Below are 14,364 nucleotides of genomic sequence, written 5' to 3'. Positions count from 1 at the left end.
GTATTTGCCGCGACGCAGCGAATTGACTTGCATATGATCTTTCGCATACATACGCTCCAACGCAAGATTATTACCAAGCCAGCCAGGCCCCTCCAGAAAAGGGACGATCCATGTCGCAAACGCAGCAAATCCAGCCCGATGACCGCCCTCAAAAGGACCGCCCATGGTTGATTCGAACCTATGCGGGCCACTCAACGGCCAAAGCCTCCAACGCGCTGTACCGCTCCAATCTGGAAAAAGGTCAGACCGGCCTCTCCGTGGCTTTCGACCTGCCCACACAGACCGGCTATGACAGCGATCACATTCTGGCCCGTGGCGAAGTGGGCAAAGTCGGCGTGCCTGTGTGCCACTTGGGAGACATGCGCACCCTGTTTGATCAGATCCCGCTGGAGCAGATGAACACCTCCATGACGATCAACGCCACCGCGCCGTGGCTGTTGTCGCTCTATATCGCTGTCGCCGAAGAGCAAGGCGCAGACGTCACCAAGCTGCAGGGCACGGTGCAAAACGACCTCATCAAGGAATACCTGTCGCGCGGCACCTACATCTGCCCGCCAGAGCCCAGCCTGAAGATGATCGCGGACGTGGCAGAATACTGCTACACCAACGTGCCCAAATGGAACCCGATGAACGTCTGTTCCTACCACTTGCAGGAGGCAGGCGCGACGCCAGAACAAGAGCTGGCCTTCGCACTGGCCACCGCCATCGCGGTTCTGGATGCGTTGCGCCCCCGCGTGGCCGAAGAAGACTTCCCACGTCTCTGCGGCCGGATTTCTTTCTTTGTGAATGCCGGTATCCGCTTTGTCACTGAGATGTGCAAAATGCGCGCCTTCGTGGATCTCTGGGATGAAATTCTTGTGGAACGCTATGGCGTCACAGATGTGAAATCCCGCCGCTTCCGCTACGGGGTGCAGGTGAACTCCCTTGGCCTGACCGAACAGCAGCCGGAAAACAACGTCTACCGCATCCTGATCGAGATGCTGGCCGTGACCCTCTCCAAAAAAGCCCGTGCCCGCGCGGTCCAGCTTCCAGCGTGGAACGAAGCCCTCGGCCTGCCCCGCCCCTGGGATCAGCAATGGTCCATGCGCATGCAGCAGATCATGGCGTTTGAAACCGATCTTCTGGAATATGACGATCTGTTTGACGGCAACCCGGCGGTGGATGCCAAGGTCGAAGAACTCAAGGCCGGTGCGCGCAGCGAACTGTCAAACCTCGACAGCATGGGCGGCGCAATCGGTGCCATCGACTATATGAAATCCCGCCTTGTGGACAGCAATGCTGACCGTCTCAACAGGATTGAGGCGGGTGAGACCATTGTTGTGGGTGTGAACAAATTCCAGAAGGGCGAGCCCTCCCCACTGATGACCGGCGACGGTGGCATCATGGTTGTGGATCCCGCCGTGGAACAGGAACAGATTGGCCGCCTGCAAGAATGGCGCGCCAGCCGCGATAGCAAAGCCGTTGAACGTGCCCTCGCAGATCTGCGCGCAGCCGCAGCTTCTGGCAAAAACGTCATGCCTGCCTCCATCGCCGCCGCCAAGGCGGGTGTCACCACCGGCGAGTGGGCGGCACAGATGCGGGTGGTTCACGGCGAATATCGCGGCCCAACTGGCGTCTCCGGCGCCCCATCCAACAAGACCGAAGGACTTGATGACATTCGCGATGCGGTCAATGCGGTCTCAGACAAGCTCGGCCGCCGCCTGAAATTTGTTATTGGCAAGCCCGGTCTGGATGGGCATTCCAATGGCGCAGAACAAATTGCCTTCCGGGCGCGCGACTGCGGCATGGACATCACCTATGACGGCATTCGCCTGACCCCCGAGGAAATTGTGAACAAAGCCCTCGAAGACAGCGCGCATGTGGTCGGACTTTCTATTCTGTCCGGCTCGCATATCCCATTGGTTGAAGACCTGATGGAGCGCATGTCCAAAGCGGGCCTGCAGGAAACACCTGTGATTGTCGGCGGCATCATTCCTGATGAAGATGCCCAGAAATTGACAGCCATGGGCGTGGCCCGCGTTTACACGCCAAAGGACTTCGAATTGAACACGATCATGTCGGATATCGTGACCTTGGCAGACCCAAAACCGGAAGCGGCTGAATAAAATTCAGCCACAGAATCATGCACTTAGATTACATTATGAGGGTAAGGTATTCCTTACCCTCAACTTTCCCGTGTGTAAAGCTAAAAATTTTACCAAATTGTCCAGAATTGCCTTGCAGAAAAGGGAATTCCTCTGCCACATCAAATAGTACTAGGTAAACTCGTAGGACTTTGGGATGAAATTGGACGAAATGAACCGCGACGAGCTTTTGGACTTGCGCGCAGAAATCGACATTCAGATCGAGAAAAAAGAAGCGCAGCGCAAATCGGATGCTCTGAAGGCCATTGAAGAAGCCGCAGAAAAATACGGCTTCTCACTGGATGAATTGGCAAATGTCAGCGGTAAGAAGAAAGGCGGCCTGATGAAAGGCGTGCCAAAATATGCACACCCCAATGACAAAAGCAAAACTTGGACCGGCAAAGGCCGCAAGCCAAAATGGTTTGACGAAGCCCTCGCCGCAGGGGTGACACCAGATCAGATGGAAATCTGAAATCTGGTCAATTGACAATTAGGCCATCACGACTTTCAAAGCCGGAGCGCCGATGCCCACCGTGGCAGTCGCCTCCGGCTTTCACATTTTCAGGGGTCAACCCAGACGTTTTTCCCTTGCAGGGCACGGGCAAAGGCGGTCATGTGAACCCCTCTTTTTTCACGGCCAAGGGCCGTCCCCGTCTGAGCGAAAGGAAATCTCATGACCGTCCACATCGGCGCCAAACCCGGCGACATTGCCGAAACTGTGTTGCTGCCCGGCGACCCCTATCGCGCCAAATGGGCGGCCGAGACCTTTCTGACCGACGTGAAACTGGTCAATGAAGTGCGCGGCATGCTTGGTTTCACCGGCATGTGGAACGGCAACCGTGTCACCATCCATGGATCTGGCATGGGCATGCCCTCGCTGTCCATCTACGCCAATGAGTTGATGAAAGACTACGGCGCACAGACCCTGATCCGCATCGGCTCCTGTGGTGGCATGCAAGACAGCGTGAAAGTGCGCGATGTGATCATCGCCATGACCGCAACCTCCCTGTCCACCCCGTCGCGCGGTATCTTCAAAGAGATCAATTTTGCCCCCTGCGCCGATTACGGCCTGCTGCGCGCCGCCGCAGATGCGGCCACCGCCAAAGGCACCCCCACCCATGTGGGCGGCATCTACAGCTCGGATGTGTTTTATGACGAGCGCCCGGATCTCAACGAACAGATGACACGCCACGGCATTCTTGGCGTCGAAATGGAAGCCGCCGAACTCTACAATCTCGCCGCCCGCCATGGCCGCCGCGCACTGGCGGTGCTCACCGTGTCTGACCACCTGCTCACCGGCGAAGCCCTGCCTTCTGAGGATCGTGAAAAGAGCTTTGGCGATATGGTCGAGATCGCGCTTCAGGCCGCCTTCGCCTGACCCCTTCACCTCACCAATGCAGGGGCGACGCCATCGTTGCGTCGCCCCCCACCGTCACGCTTGCGATGCGCCCCGCGACGTGCCACACACGCTCTGACCAAAGCTCACAAAAGGCCAGATCATGACGCGTGTATTGCAAACCCTCCGCAAAGAGCCCGCCTCCGGCGAAACCCGTTCCGCAGTGATCTTCCTGCATGGCTATGGCGCCAATGGTGCCGATCTTCTGGGGCTCGCAGATCCACTGGCCGAGCACTTGCCAGACACGCTCTTTCTGTCACCAGATGCCCCCGAAGAAATCCCCGGCATGCCGATGGGCCGCCAGTGGTTCCCAATCCCCTGGATCGATGGCTCCTCTGAGGAAGAGAGCGAACGCGGCCTGATGGCCGCCGTGGATGATCTCAATGCCTTTCTGGATGCGGTCATGGTCGATGAAGACCTCCTGCCCGAGCAGGTTGTGCTGCTCGGGTTTTCACAAGGCACCATGATGAGCCTGCATATCGCCCCACGCCGCGAAGATCCTGTCGCTGGTGTTGTCGCCTTCTCTGGTCGCCTGCTGCAACCAGAGCTGCTTAAAGACCAAGCTGTCAGCAAGCCCCCCATTCTGCTGATCCATGGGGATCAGGACGATGTGGTCCCCCCGCAGTCCCTTCCCGAAGCCGCCGAAGCGCTGCAAGAAGCCGGGTTCACAGATGTCTACGCCCACATCATGAAGGGCACCGCCCATGGAATCGCCCCCGACGGTCTCGGTGTTGCCCTCGCCTTCATGCGCGACAAATTGGGCCTTTGACGCAACGGCAGCTCTAAAAAGCAGCATCCTCACACAGCGCGGCTAAGTTTTGTTTTGGCCCGCTGCCATCCTGCGTTAAACTTTCGTTAGTTATTACGCATTGGAATTTACTGTGAGCGATTTTGTAAGCGATTTCACGCCCCCCGTCCGTCTCCGCCTGTCTCCCTCTTCTCAGGCGCAGCACATTTCGACCCGTACACAAGGCGCTCTGTCTGGCCTGTCCGGCCTTGCGCTGGCGACAAGCCTGATGCTGAGCACCTCCGCCATGGCCCAAAGCGTCAATCCGCTGGATGCCATGCCCGGCCGTGTCGCCGCATTTGAGACTGGCAATATCAATCCCGCCGGCACCTTTGAGTTGAACGTTGGTGCCCGCCAGACCAGCCCGGACAACCGCGCAGGCACTGGCAATCAGGTCTATCACGGCGGTGGCAGCTATGCCTTCACCGACAGGTTCACACTTGGCCTGCAATTGCAGAACTACGTCGATCCCATCGGCGGCCCCATCGACGGCGTGCCCGGCGTCGGCCCGGACCGCATCCCTCAGTTGGAAACCAACGAACTGGCGCTCTGGGGCAAGTATCAGCTCTATCAGGATGAGCGTTGGGCCATTTCCGCACTGGCCTCTGCCGAAGCCTTCCTGACCATGCAATCCGACATCTGGGGCGGCTTCTTCAACAAGCAGACCGGCATCACTCTGGGTGCGGTAAAGGCCCCGATCACCTATAAAGCCTCTTCCAAGCTACAGTTGCACCTCACCCCCAGCCTGACCCTTGCACCCAATGACATCGCCGGGGATCGCTTCTATGGCACCATCTTCTCTTTGGGGGCGGGGCTGACCTTCAAACCCAACAACCGTGTGGCGCTTTTCGGAACGCTTGATGCGCCGATCAGCAACGACAACACCATCAACAGTCAGGGTGAATGGGAAAAGCTCCCGGTCTGGACGGTGGGCGGACGCTACAATGTGACCCCGCGCGTGGCTCTGGAAGGCTATGTCACCAATGGCTGGGGTGTCACCCCGGCCACAAGCATTATGACCTTCTGGCCGGACGGAGACCATATTCTGGTGGGCGGGCGTCTGGTTTACACGCCGGGTTCCAAATACGATGAAAGCTACCGGGATCTGTCCCTGCCCCCTACGCAGGCACAGTTGAACGCACAGCAAGACGGCTTCACGCTCGGCACGGCTGCCACGCTGGAGCCGGGCCATATGCGCACCGAAATCTGGGGCGGATCGGACAGCAACGCCGGTATCTCTCTGAACTTCAGCACGGACCGCGACACGGAAATTCAGGTCCATTTTGAACAGTTCTCTGACAGTGATACCGCCCCTGATGACATCCGCCCCTCCACCGATGTGCACTACATGATCGGGCCCAAGCTGCGCTTCATGGATCAGGACAACGGCAATGCCTTCTCGCTGGCCGGGCGCATGATGTATGGCCGCCAGATCACCTCAAATTCGGTCAAAATCGGCGTCTTCTATACGGACCTGATCGCCAACTACGAAATGCCCAACCGCCTCTCTTTCACCGCCAGCCCCAAAATCGCCGCTTGGGGGTCTGTTGAGCTGGTCGGGCTGGGGTTGGGGCTGGATTATACCTTTGACAATGGTCTGGCGCTGATCGCCGAAGTCACCCCAATCGGGCGCGACAACGACGAGGCCACATGGGCCGCCGGCGCCCGCTATCATTTTGGCAAATCAGGGTTTTCTGTGGATGCCATGGCCACCAATGCCATTGGCCGTCAAGGCATCGGCAGCATGATCGCACAGGACGACACCCGTTTTGCCGTGACCCTGTCCAAGAGCTTTGATCCGGGCAGTCTTTTCTAAGGCGCCTGTCCGCATTTTCGCATATTTGCGCCCTGCCTCCTCCAGAGGCGGGCTGCCTTGTTTTTGGGCCCCCACCTGTCATCAAACCGTCATCCCACAATGGCACCCTGCACGTGCCTCATCATCCGCACCAATTGCGCATATCGTGAGGCTTGCCAGAATTAGAACACGAGATATAGTATTGATATGTGAGGCCATCCTCCGCGCCTCGCGCTTGAAGGGAGAGCCATCATGGACGGCGATTTCAGGACAGAATTCACACGAAGTCCCGGCGGGTTGAAACACCACCCCGCTCTTGTACTCAACGCCGATTACCGCCCACTCTCTTATTACCCGCTCTCCCTCTGGCCCTGGCAGGATGCCGTCAAAGCCGCCTACATGGATCGTGTTGATATTGTCGCTGAATACGACCACGTAGTGCGCAGCCCCTCAACTGAAATACGCATCCCTTCCGTCGTGGTCCTGAAAGACTATGTAAAACTGCAAAAGCGCGTGGCCTTCACGCGCTTTAATTTATTTTTGCGGGATGAATTCTGTTGTCAGTATTGTGGTGCCAGGGGGGATCTGACCTTTGACCATGTCGTGCCCCGTGCCGCGGGCGGCGTGACCAGCTGGGAGAATGTGGTTGCGGCCTGCTCTCCCTGCAATTTGAGGAAAGGCTCCAAAAGCCTCAAACAGGCCCGCATGGCACTACGCAAACCTCCACGACAACCCGGCTCTGAAGAGCTGCGCAACGTGGGGCGTAAATTCCCGCCAAACTTTCTTCATGAAAGTTGGATGGACTACCTGTATTGGGACGCGGAACTGGATGCGGTCTGAACCTGAACGGAGCGCCCTGAAGGGCGCGCTGTTTGTCTCGTCCAAAGCCCTCCGGGCTTCCCCCTCGCAGAGGGAAAATGCCGCGCAGTGTTACAGCCCGTGAGAATTCTTAACGTCGTTTCAGACAGGTGTTGGGACACCTCCGGGATACCGACGCATCACAGACGCGATACAGACAGCGCGAAAAAAGGTTAATCCCCACGTCCATGGCTGCGATCATAGCCATTCACCGTCGGCGACACCCACCCCTCCAGTGCGCCCTCTTCTGGTGCAAAGACCTCCACCAGAAGCGGATAGCAGGCGGCCGTATCCGAACTGTGCTCCGCCGAACAATCTCCCCCCGGACAGGCGCTCAGCGCCCCCAGAAGCGGGATCTCTGCAAAGGCCTCAAGATAGTCCCCCGGGCGTACAGGGCTGGCTTTCATGAAGTACTGCCCGGTGTCGCGTGTGAAGCCAGTGCACATGAAAACATTAAGCACATCATGCACATAGGGCTCCGCCTCTGTCAGTGACATGCCACTATGATCAGCCAAGGCACGGGTCAGGTTGGAATGACAGCAATAGTGATACTGATCCCCCTTCAGCAGATTGCCCGTGTAAGGATCACAGCGCGTGCCAATGACATCATGCACAGAGCCACCATATGCATCGATGCCATACCAGCCTAACGTATCCGCCGTCAGCGTGGCCATGGGGCGCAAGGTTGGAAAACTGCTCCACATCCGCTCTCCCGCTGTGATGTGTGTCCCATGCAAAGCTCTTGTTTTACCTGAATAAAACCTCTCATTCAGATCATCTCGATGCCACAGATTCAGATCCCCAACCTGTGGTCCTTCCATCGAAGAAATGCGAAAAAAATGACCTGCTGGGACTTCAAAACACCGCGCATCCCTCGCAGGCACAAGCACCTCATCCACCTTCACAGCCCCCTCCCGCGCCGCGCGGTAAAGCGCCAAAGGCGGGGGTGGCAGCGTCTCATTAGGATAGCAGATCACCGGAGCAATAGCGCGGCGGTCTTCAGCATCAGCGGGGGGCAAAGGCAGATCAGTCATGCGCCGATCCTGCCCGCAAGCACGTTGATTTGGCAATGGGCAAAAGGACTTAGACCTCCCTCGCCTCACGCCGCTGTGATGTCAATTTGTCTAGACGGCGCGTCCAGCTGCCCGACCAGAGAAGATGCAACCGCCAAGAAACGTACCTTCCAGCGCATTGTAGCCATGATAGCCTCCCCCGCCAAAACCGGCCACCTCTCCCGCGGCGAAAAGACCCTCAAAAACAGAGCCATCCGCGCGCAGCACCTGCCCCGTTTCATCCGTGTGCAACCCACCCAAAGACTTTCGTGTCAGAATATTGAGGCGCACCGCTATCAACGGCCCGTTTGAGGCGTCCAGAATGCGATGTGGCTTCGCCGTTCGGATCAATCGATCCCCACGATAATTACGCGCGCCCCGGATCGCCGTCACCTGTGCGTCTTTGCAATAGGGACTGTCAACCTGAGCATCTCGCGCCACGATCTGATCCCGTATTTTTTCAAATGAAACAGGTGTTTGAGGTGTGATCTTATTCATCCCCGCAACAAGATCTTCCAAGCGATCCGCGACAACAAAATCTTCACCATGCGCCTTAAAAGCCTCCACCGGTGCCGGCGCCCCTTTAGACATCAGACGCCCCTTAAGCACCTCACGCCATTTGCCAGATGTCAGATCCGGATTTTGCTCAGAGCCGGACAGGGCAAACTCTTTCTCGATGATCTTCTGCGTCAGCACAAACCAGCTGTGCTCATATCCTGTGGAGAGAATGCGCTTGAGCGTGCCAAGGCTGTCAAAACCCGGCATATAAGGGGCCTCCATCCGTGTGCCCAATGCGTCAAACCACATGGAACTGGGACCCGGCAGAATGCGAATGCCGTGGTTGGGCCAAATCGGATCCCAATTGGCCACCCCTTCGGTGTAATGCCACATCCGGTCACCGTTGATGATCCCTGCGCCTGCTGCTTCAGCCACACGCTGCATCTGTCCGTCGACATAATCCGGCACCCCCGCCACCATGCGCTTTGGCGCCTTGCCCAATCGGTCTTCCGGCCAATAGTGACGCACCCTCTCATGATCTCCGCCAATGCCGCCAGAGGTCACAACAATGGCCTCTGCACGATGTTCAAAATCACCCACAATCTCACGGCTGGTAGATTTCCCCCGATCCGCTTGATCTTCAGCGAGAATTGCGCCCCGAACCCCTTTGGCCACGCCATTCTCGACAATGAGATGGGTCACACGATGACGAAATCCAAAGCGGATGCGCCCAGCATCTTCCTGTGCCCGCACCAACCTTTCAAAAGGTGCCACAACCCCCGGTCCTGTCCCCCAGGTCACATGAAACCGCGGCACCGAATTGCCATGCCCATGCGCCATCTCGCCGCCACGTTCCGCCCAGCCAACCACAGGAAACCAACGCATGCCGATGCTGTGCAACCATGGCCGCATTTCTCCTGCGGCAAAGGCAAGATAAGCCTCGGCCACCCTACGTGGATTGGCATCTTCGGGCCGATCAAACTGGGCGGACCCCATCCAATCTGAGGTTGCGAGCGCATGGGTGTCTCGAATACCCATGCGCCGCTGCTCTGGCGTGTCCACCATAAAAAGCCCGCCAAGGCTCCAGAACGCTTGCCCGCCAAGGCTCTGACTGCCCTCCTGATCCAAGAGCAACACACGCTTGCCCCGGCTTGCGGCCTCCTGTGCCGCGACCAAACCGGCAAGGCCACCGCCCACGACGATCACATCCTGCATCAAATCTCCTCCCATTTGCCAAGAAGGCTATCCGCAGGTCAAAGACGCCGCCAAGACTAACCATACGTCACCCCAAAAACAGCAAAAGCGCCTCTCCTGTGGAGAAGCGCTTTTGAAAGCCATGTCGGAAGCGATCAGGCCGCTTTGACGTATTCGTAGTAGGTTTCGCTCTGCTGTTTATTTTCCACAACCCGGACCGGCTGAGAGTAATACTCATAGGATTGCTCAAGCAGTTCCAGCGCGCGCGCCGCGAAGTCTTCTGTGGTCTCGGCAACTTTGGTGTTTGAGGCAGACATCGTCATCTCCAAATTCTGTCAACCTCCTCCTTGGGTCGCAATATATGGCGCAGTTTCAAAGGCATAAAGTTCTGGATTTGCAAGGTCGCCATGCAATCTACGCAAGCCCAGTGCGCGTCACATGAAAAGCAAAAGCCCCGCACAGCGGGGCTTTCACTACGTAATCTAAAGCGCGATCAAACGTGACGCTCAACCAGCATCTTTTTGATCTCTGCAATCGCCTTGGCCGGGTTCAGGCCTTTGGGGCAGGTTTTTGCGCAGTTCATAATGGTGTGACAGCGGTAGAGTTTGAAGGGATCTTCCAGCTCATCCAGACGCTCCCCAGTCGCCTCATCACGGCTGTCAATGATCCAGCGATAAGCATGCAGCAACGCAGCTGGGCCGAGGTATTTGTCGCCGTTCCACCAGTAACTTGGGCAAGAGGTGGAACAGGATGCGCACATCACGCATTCATACAGACCATCAAGTTTCTTGCGGTCTTCAATCGACTGCCGCCATTCCTTGGCAGGGCGGTTGGTCTTGGTTTCCAGCCACGGCATGATCGAAGCATGCTGAGCGTAGAAGTGTGTCAGATCCGGGATCAGGTCTTTCACCACAGGCATGTGTGGCAGCGGGTAAATTTTCACGTCACCCTTGACCTCATCCAACCCGTAAATACAGGCCAATGTATTGATACCGTCGATGTTCATCGCACAGGAACCACAAATGCCTTCCCGACAGGAGCGGCGGAAAGTCAGCGTTGGGTCGATCTCGTTTTTGATCTTGATCAGCGCATCCAGAACCATGGGACCACACTTGTCCATGTCGAGGAAATACGTATCCACCTGAGGGTTTTTCCCATCGTCCGGGTTCCAGCGATAAATCTGGAACTTCCGCACATTGGTGGCACCTTCCGGCTTGGGCCAGGTCTTGCCAGTCACAATCCGGCTGTTCTTGGGGAGGGCAAATTCGACCATGGTCTTTCCTTCCTATCCGTGGGAGCGTGCGATACGCTTACCTTCGTTCCTGTTCAGGCTTCACGCTGAGGCATCGGGCCCGCAGCGAAAAGCGATTGATTGTTCTTGATCAGCTCTGCCACCTGTTTACGGGCAGGCTGCGCCACCGCCAGCATGTTCAACTGGCGCATAAACTCCAAAGCCCCCGGGTTGAGGCTTTGATTAGAACGCGAAGCCAAAGGCTCCAGCACATCGATGTCCTCATCAGACAGCCCAGCAAGTTTTAGCAACTGCCGTCCGGGGCGCTCCGGTGTGGTCTCATCCTCTAGGGCAAACACACGCACTCGATCTGTCCCGATGCAGGCTTCCAGCGTTTTTGCCACGTCCTGCCAGCCACGGCTATCAGCCGTTTCTTTCAAAAACGTCTCCAGCGTGCCGGTATATCCATCAGACTTAACCGCCTGATTGTGCACGCTGCGCTTCCAGCCCGCCATCTCACGTGTATAGAGCACATACTCCGGCACAATGGGGGCCAGATGCTCATCAAACAGGCGCACAATATCAGCAATACGCGGGAAAAGATCCCGCACCGATCCGCGCCCCATCATGGCCCCGGCAATGTTCTCATGGCTGACGATGCAAACGGTTTCATTCCCACTCAGATCCTCTTTCAGAGCCTTGATCAAAGTAATCAGAGTGCCTTCATGCCGGTCAGGCCGCATGCTGTAAAGCGTACAACTGCGTCCAACTTCGCGCGTCAGCGAGCCCTTTTCTGGCACACGCAGATCAAGCCGCGTCGCCAGCGCCGCGCGATTGCGGCTCAGGAATCTGTGCAACGACGTGGACCCGGTTTTCTGGGCCCCGATATGCACGATGACACGGCGGTGCGTCTGGGAAAGCGTCATATCCGCCCTCCTTGCACAGCCCTGACTGAGCGATATGTCGACAAACTTACCGGCAATATCCGCTCCCGGCATAGAGCACGCCTGCGTGGCGCGGACATGCGTTTGCCGCGATGGCAGGCTGGGCCGATACGCTTTCAGTGCTTGCCACTGTGCCAGTTTCAAGCAGGCTGTACTGTACGCTGTATCTGTCTTGCAAACAGTCGTTCACATGACGTGCGCCACGCTCTGTGCCACCAGGCTCTGCCTGCACAACCGGCACGGGGCGGCTCACGAACACACCGTAACTGCCGGGCGCACGCGTTTGAACCATGCAAGAACGCACCTGTTGCACCACTGCCTGAACTCCAGACGCCCGCACTTCAGATGTCGAGGCATCAGCCGCAACAACAGGGCGATCAGCTTGCACCGTGGCTGTCGCGCTGATCGGCTGTCCAACTTTTGCCGAAACGCAAGCCATATACGCATCAATCACCGGATCATTGCTGGAGCGTCCGGTTTCCTTGTTCTTGACCCGCAGCTTTTCCGTACCATCACGCTTTTGCGTTAGGGTCACATGGATCTGGCTGGAATTGTCCACCTCAAACATACACTGGGTGGTTGCCCGATTGAGCGCGCTTTCCGCCAGAGACATCCCTGGCAGAAGGACACACACAGAAATCAGGGCAACCGAAACCAGCTTCATCAGAACGTCCGTGCTTTCGGCGCGATCTTCTTGAGGTTGATACCGCCTTCGTCTTCCCCGGTCAGAGGATCAACAATCACCGGACGATAGCTCAGGTCCACTTTGGTACCGGTTTCGTCAACACGGCTCACAGTGTGAACACGCCAGTTCTCATCATCACGCTCAGGGTAATCCTCATGCGCATGCGCACCACGGCTCTCATGGCGCGCTTCTGCGGACACAATTGTGGAAATCGCAGATGGCATCAGATTGGTCAGTTCCAATGTCTCCATCAGATCGGAGTTCCACACCAGCGAAGTGTCGGTGACATGCAGATCACCCATCTTGCCAGCGATTTCCGTCATCGCCTCAACCCCCTCTTTCATGGTCTTGGCAGTCCGGAACACAGCTGCATCGCGCTGCATGGTTTTCTGCATCTCAAGACGCAGATCCGCCGTCGGGATCGCCCCCTTCGCATAGCGCAGACCATCAAAGCGTGCGAAACACTTGTCAATCTGAGCCTGCGGTGGGGTCGGCACCGGTGCATCGCGATCCACAACCTTACCCGCCCGGATAGCGGCGGCACGTCCAAAGACCACGAGGTCAATCAGCGAGTTGGAGCCCAGACGGTTTGCACCATGCACAGAGGCACAACCTGCCTCACCAACAGCCATAAGGCCCGGCACGACACCCGTGGGGTTGTCCTCGGTCGGGTTCAGAACCTCACCCCAATAGTTGGTCGGAATACCGCCCATGTTGTAGTGCACCGTTGGCAACACGGGGATAGGCTCTTTGGTAACATCAACGCCGGCGAAGATTTTCGCAGATTCCGAAATACCCGGCAGACGCTCTGCCAAAGCATCCGCAGGCAGGTGGCTCAGGTTGAGGTGAATATGATCGCCCTCATCTCCCACACCGCGGCCTTCGCGAATTTCCATTGTCATGGAACGGGAAACATAATCGCGTGGCGCCAGGTCTTTATACTGCGGCGCATAGCGCTCCATAAAGCGTTCACCTTCGGAGTTGGTCAGGTAGCCCCCTTCACCACGTGCGCCTTCGGTGATCAGGCAGCCGGAGCCATAGATGCCAGTTGGGTGGAACTGCACAAACTCAAGATCCTGCATTGGCAGGCCTGCGCGCATGACCATACCGCCACCATCACCGGTGCAGGTGTGCGCCGAGGTCGCGGAGAAATAGGCACGCCCGTAGCCACCGGTGGCCAGGACAACCATTTTGGCATGGAATACATGGAAGGTACCATCGTCCAGCTTCCAACAGACAACGCCCTGACATTCACCGTCATCCGACATCAGCAGGTCGATCGCGAAATACTCGATATAGAATTCCGCGTTGTTTTTTACAGACTGACCATAGAGCGTGTGCAGGATCGCGTGGCCTGTCCGGTCCGCCGCAGCACAGGTCCGCTGCACCGCAGGGCCTTCGCCAAACTCGGTCGTGTGGCCGCCAAAGGGACGCTGGTAGATTTTGCCTTCTTCCGTCCGGGAGAATGGCACACCGTAGTGGTCCAGTTCATAAACAGCCTTGGGGGCTTCGCGGGCGAGGTATTCCATCGCATCCGTGTCACCCAACCAGTCGGACCCCTTCACAGTGTCATACATGTGCCACTGCCAGTTGTCGGGGCCCATGTTTGCCAAAGAGGCGGCGATACCGCCCTGTGCGGCAACGGTATGAGAACGGGTTGGGAAAACCTTGGTCACACAGGCGGTGCGCAACCCCTGCTCTGCCATGCCCAGCGTCGCGCGCAGACCCGCTCCACCTGCGCCTACAACAACGACGTCGTATTCGTGGGTTTCATATTCGTATGCAGCAGTCATTATCTTAT

General features: G+C 57.3%; 13 protein-coding genes. 6 read left to right on the top strand and 7 right to left on the bottom strand.

Features of this window, described 5'->3' with window-relative positions:
• Positions 1 to 110: 110 nt before the first annotated feature.
• The 6 genes from SHM7688_RS18600 (at position 111) to SHM7688_RS18575 (ending at position 6,941) form a co-directional block, all read left to right on the top strand.
• Positions 111 to 2,105 carry an ethylmalonyl-CoA mutase gene (locus SHM7688_RS18600; protein WP_058241442.1) on the top strand — a complete coding sequence of 665 codons (1,995 nt, stop codon included), beginning with the start codon at positions 111 to 113 and terminating at the stop codon, positions 2,103 to 2,105.
• A gap of 175 nt (positions 2,106 to 2,280) precedes the next feature.
• Complete coding sequence (locus SHM7688_RS18595) at positions 2,281 to 2,595, top strand: H-NS histone family protein (protein WP_058241441.1); 315 nt, start codon at positions 2,281 to 2,283, stop codon at positions 2,593 to 2,595.
• Between the two features lie 201 nt (positions 2,596 to 2,796).
• On the top strand, positions 2,797 to 3,501 hold the full coding sequence (gene deoD, locus SHM7688_RS18590; protein WP_058241440.1) for a purine-nucleoside phosphorylase: 705 nt from the start codon (positions 2,797 to 2,799) through the stop codon (positions 3,499 to 3,501).
• A 121-nt stretch (positions 3,502 to 3,622) separates the two neighbouring features.
• The gene (locus SHM7688_RS18585; protein WP_058241439.1) at positions 3,623 to 4,288 is read left to right on the top strand and encodes an alpha/beta hydrolase; all 666 of its coding nucleotides are present in this window, start codon (positions 3,623 to 3,625) and stop codon (positions 4,286 to 4,288) included.
• A gap of 112 nt (positions 4,289 to 4,400) precedes the next feature.
• Entirely contained in the window at positions 4,401 to 6,122 is a 1,722-nt protein-coding gene (locus SHM7688_RS18580; RefSeq protein ID WP_058241438.1) for a DUF1302 family protein, read from the top strand.
• A 231-nt stretch (positions 6,123 to 6,353) separates the two neighbouring features.
• Positions 6,354 to 6,941: an HNH endonuclease gene (locus tag SHM7688_RS18575; RefSeq protein WP_058241437.1), complete on the top strand. Its 588-nt coding sequence runs from the start codon at positions 6,354 to 6,356 to the stop codon at positions 6,939 to 6,941.
• A 191-nt stretch (positions 6,942 to 7,132) separates the two neighbouring features.
• Here the strand turns inward: SHM7688_RS18575 and SHM7688_RS18570 are convergent, their stop codons facing one another.
• The 7 genes from SHM7688_RS18570 to sdhA form a co-directional block, all read right to left on the bottom strand.
• Positions 7,133 to 7,993 (bottom strand): urea carboxylase-associated family protein, encoded by an 861-nt coding sequence (locus SHM7688_RS18570; RefSeq protein ID WP_058241436.1) that lies wholly within the window; start codon positions 7,991 to 7,993, stop codon positions 7,133 to 7,135.
• Positions 7,994 to 8,083: 90 nt separating this feature from the next.
• Positions 8,084 to 9,724, bottom strand: a complete 1,641-nt coding sequence (locus tag SHM7688_RS18565; RefSeq protein WP_223229216.1) for an FAD-binding dehydrogenase — start codon at positions 9,722 to 9,724, stop codon at positions 8,084 to 8,086.
• Between the two features lie 134 nt (positions 9,725 to 9,858).
• Positions 9,859 to 10,020 carry a hypothetical protein gene (locus SHM7688_RS19805; RefSeq protein ID WP_158500713.1) on the bottom strand — a complete coding sequence of 54 codons (162 nt, stop codon included), beginning with the start codon at positions 10,018 to 10,020 and terminating at the stop codon, positions 9,859 to 9,861.
• Positions 10,021 to 10,196: 176 nt separating this feature from the next.
• Entirely contained in the window at positions 10,197 to 10,976 is a 780-nt protein-coding gene (locus SHM7688_RS18560) for a succinate dehydrogenase iron-sulfur subunit (protein ID WP_058241434.1), read from the bottom strand.
• 53 nt (positions 10,977 to 11,029) lie between these two features.
• Positions 11,030 to 11,860, bottom strand: a complete 831-nt coding sequence (locus tag SHM7688_RS18555) for a hypothetical protein (RefSeq protein WP_058241433.1) — start codon at positions 11,858 to 11,860, stop codon at positions 11,030 to 11,032.
• 46 nt (positions 11,861 to 11,906) lie between these two features.
• Positions 11,907 to 12,542, bottom strand: a complete 636-nt coding sequence (locus tag SHM7688_RS18550) for a hypothetical protein (RefSeq protein WP_058241432.1) — start codon at positions 12,540 to 12,542, stop codon at positions 11,907 to 11,909.
• On the bottom strand, positions 12,542 to 14,356 hold the full coding sequence (sdhA, locus tag SHM7688_RS18545; protein ID WP_058241431.1) for a succinate dehydrogenase flavoprotein subunit: 1,815 nt from the start codon (positions 14,354 to 14,356) through the stop codon (positions 12,542 to 12,544). Before sdhA ends, SHM7688_RS18550 begins: the two co-directional genes overlap by 1 nt.
• Between the last annotated feature and the right edge of the window lie 8 nt (positions 14,357 to 14,364).

Source organism: Shimia marina, from assembly GCF_001458175.1.
In the GTDB taxonomy this organism is placed as follows: Bacteria; Pseudomonadota; Alphaproteobacteria; order Rhodobacterales; family Rhodobacteraceae; genus Shimia; species Shimia marina.
Note: the sequence above shows the minus strand (reverse complement) of the source record. Positions and strands in the feature narration are given on the sequence as shown.

Bases quoted from the DNA above. Each gene is read 5' to 3' on its own strand.
- SHM7688_RS18585 (WP_058241439.1), top strand. From the start codon at position 3,623: ATGACGCGTGTATTGCAAACCCTCCGCAAAGAGCCCGCCTCCGGCGAA.
- SHM7688_RS18595 (WP_058241441.1), top strand. From the start codon at position 2,281: ATGAAATTGGACGAAATGAACCGCGACGAGCTTTTGGACTTGCGCGCA.
- SHM7688_RS18570 (WP_058241436.1), bottom strand. From the start codon at position 7,993: ATGACTGATCTGCCTTTGCCCCCCGCTGATGCTGAAGACCGCCGCGCT.
- SHM7688_RS18555 (WP_058241433.1), bottom strand. From the start codon at position 11,860: ATGACGCTTTCCCAGACGCACCGCCGTGTCATCGTGCATATCGGGGCC.
- sdhA (WP_058241431.1), bottom strand. From the start codon at position 14,356: ATGACTGCTGCATACGAATATGAAACCCACGAATACGACGTCGTTGTT.
- deoD (WP_058241440.1), top strand. From the start codon at position 2,797: ATGACCGTCCACATCGGCGCCAAACCCGGCGACATTGCCGAAACTGTG.
- SHM7688_RS18560 (WP_058241434.1), bottom strand. From the start codon at position 10,976: ATGGTCGAATTTGCCCTCCCCAAGAACAGCCGGATTGTGACTGGCAAG.
- SHM7688_RS18565 (WP_223229216.1), bottom strand. From the start codon at position 9,724: ATGCAGGATGTGATCGTCGTGGGCGGTGGCCTTGCCGGTTTGGTCGCG.
- SHM7688_RS18550 (WP_058241432.1), bottom strand. From the start codon at position 12,542: ATGAAGCTGGTTTCGGTTGCCCTGATTTCTGTGTGTGTCCTTCTGCCA.
- SHM7688_RS18600 (WP_058241442.1), top strand. From the start codon at position 111: ATGTCGCAAACGCAGCAAATCCAGCCCGATGACCGCCCTCAAAAGGAC.
- SHM7688_RS18575 (WP_058241437.1), top strand. From the start codon at position 6,354: ATGGACGGCGATTTCAGGACAGAATTCACACGAAGTCCCGGCGGGTTG.
- SHM7688_RS19805 (WP_158500713.1), bottom strand. From the start codon at position 10,020: ATGTCTGCCTCAAACACCAAAGTTGCCGAGACCACAGAAGACTTCGCG.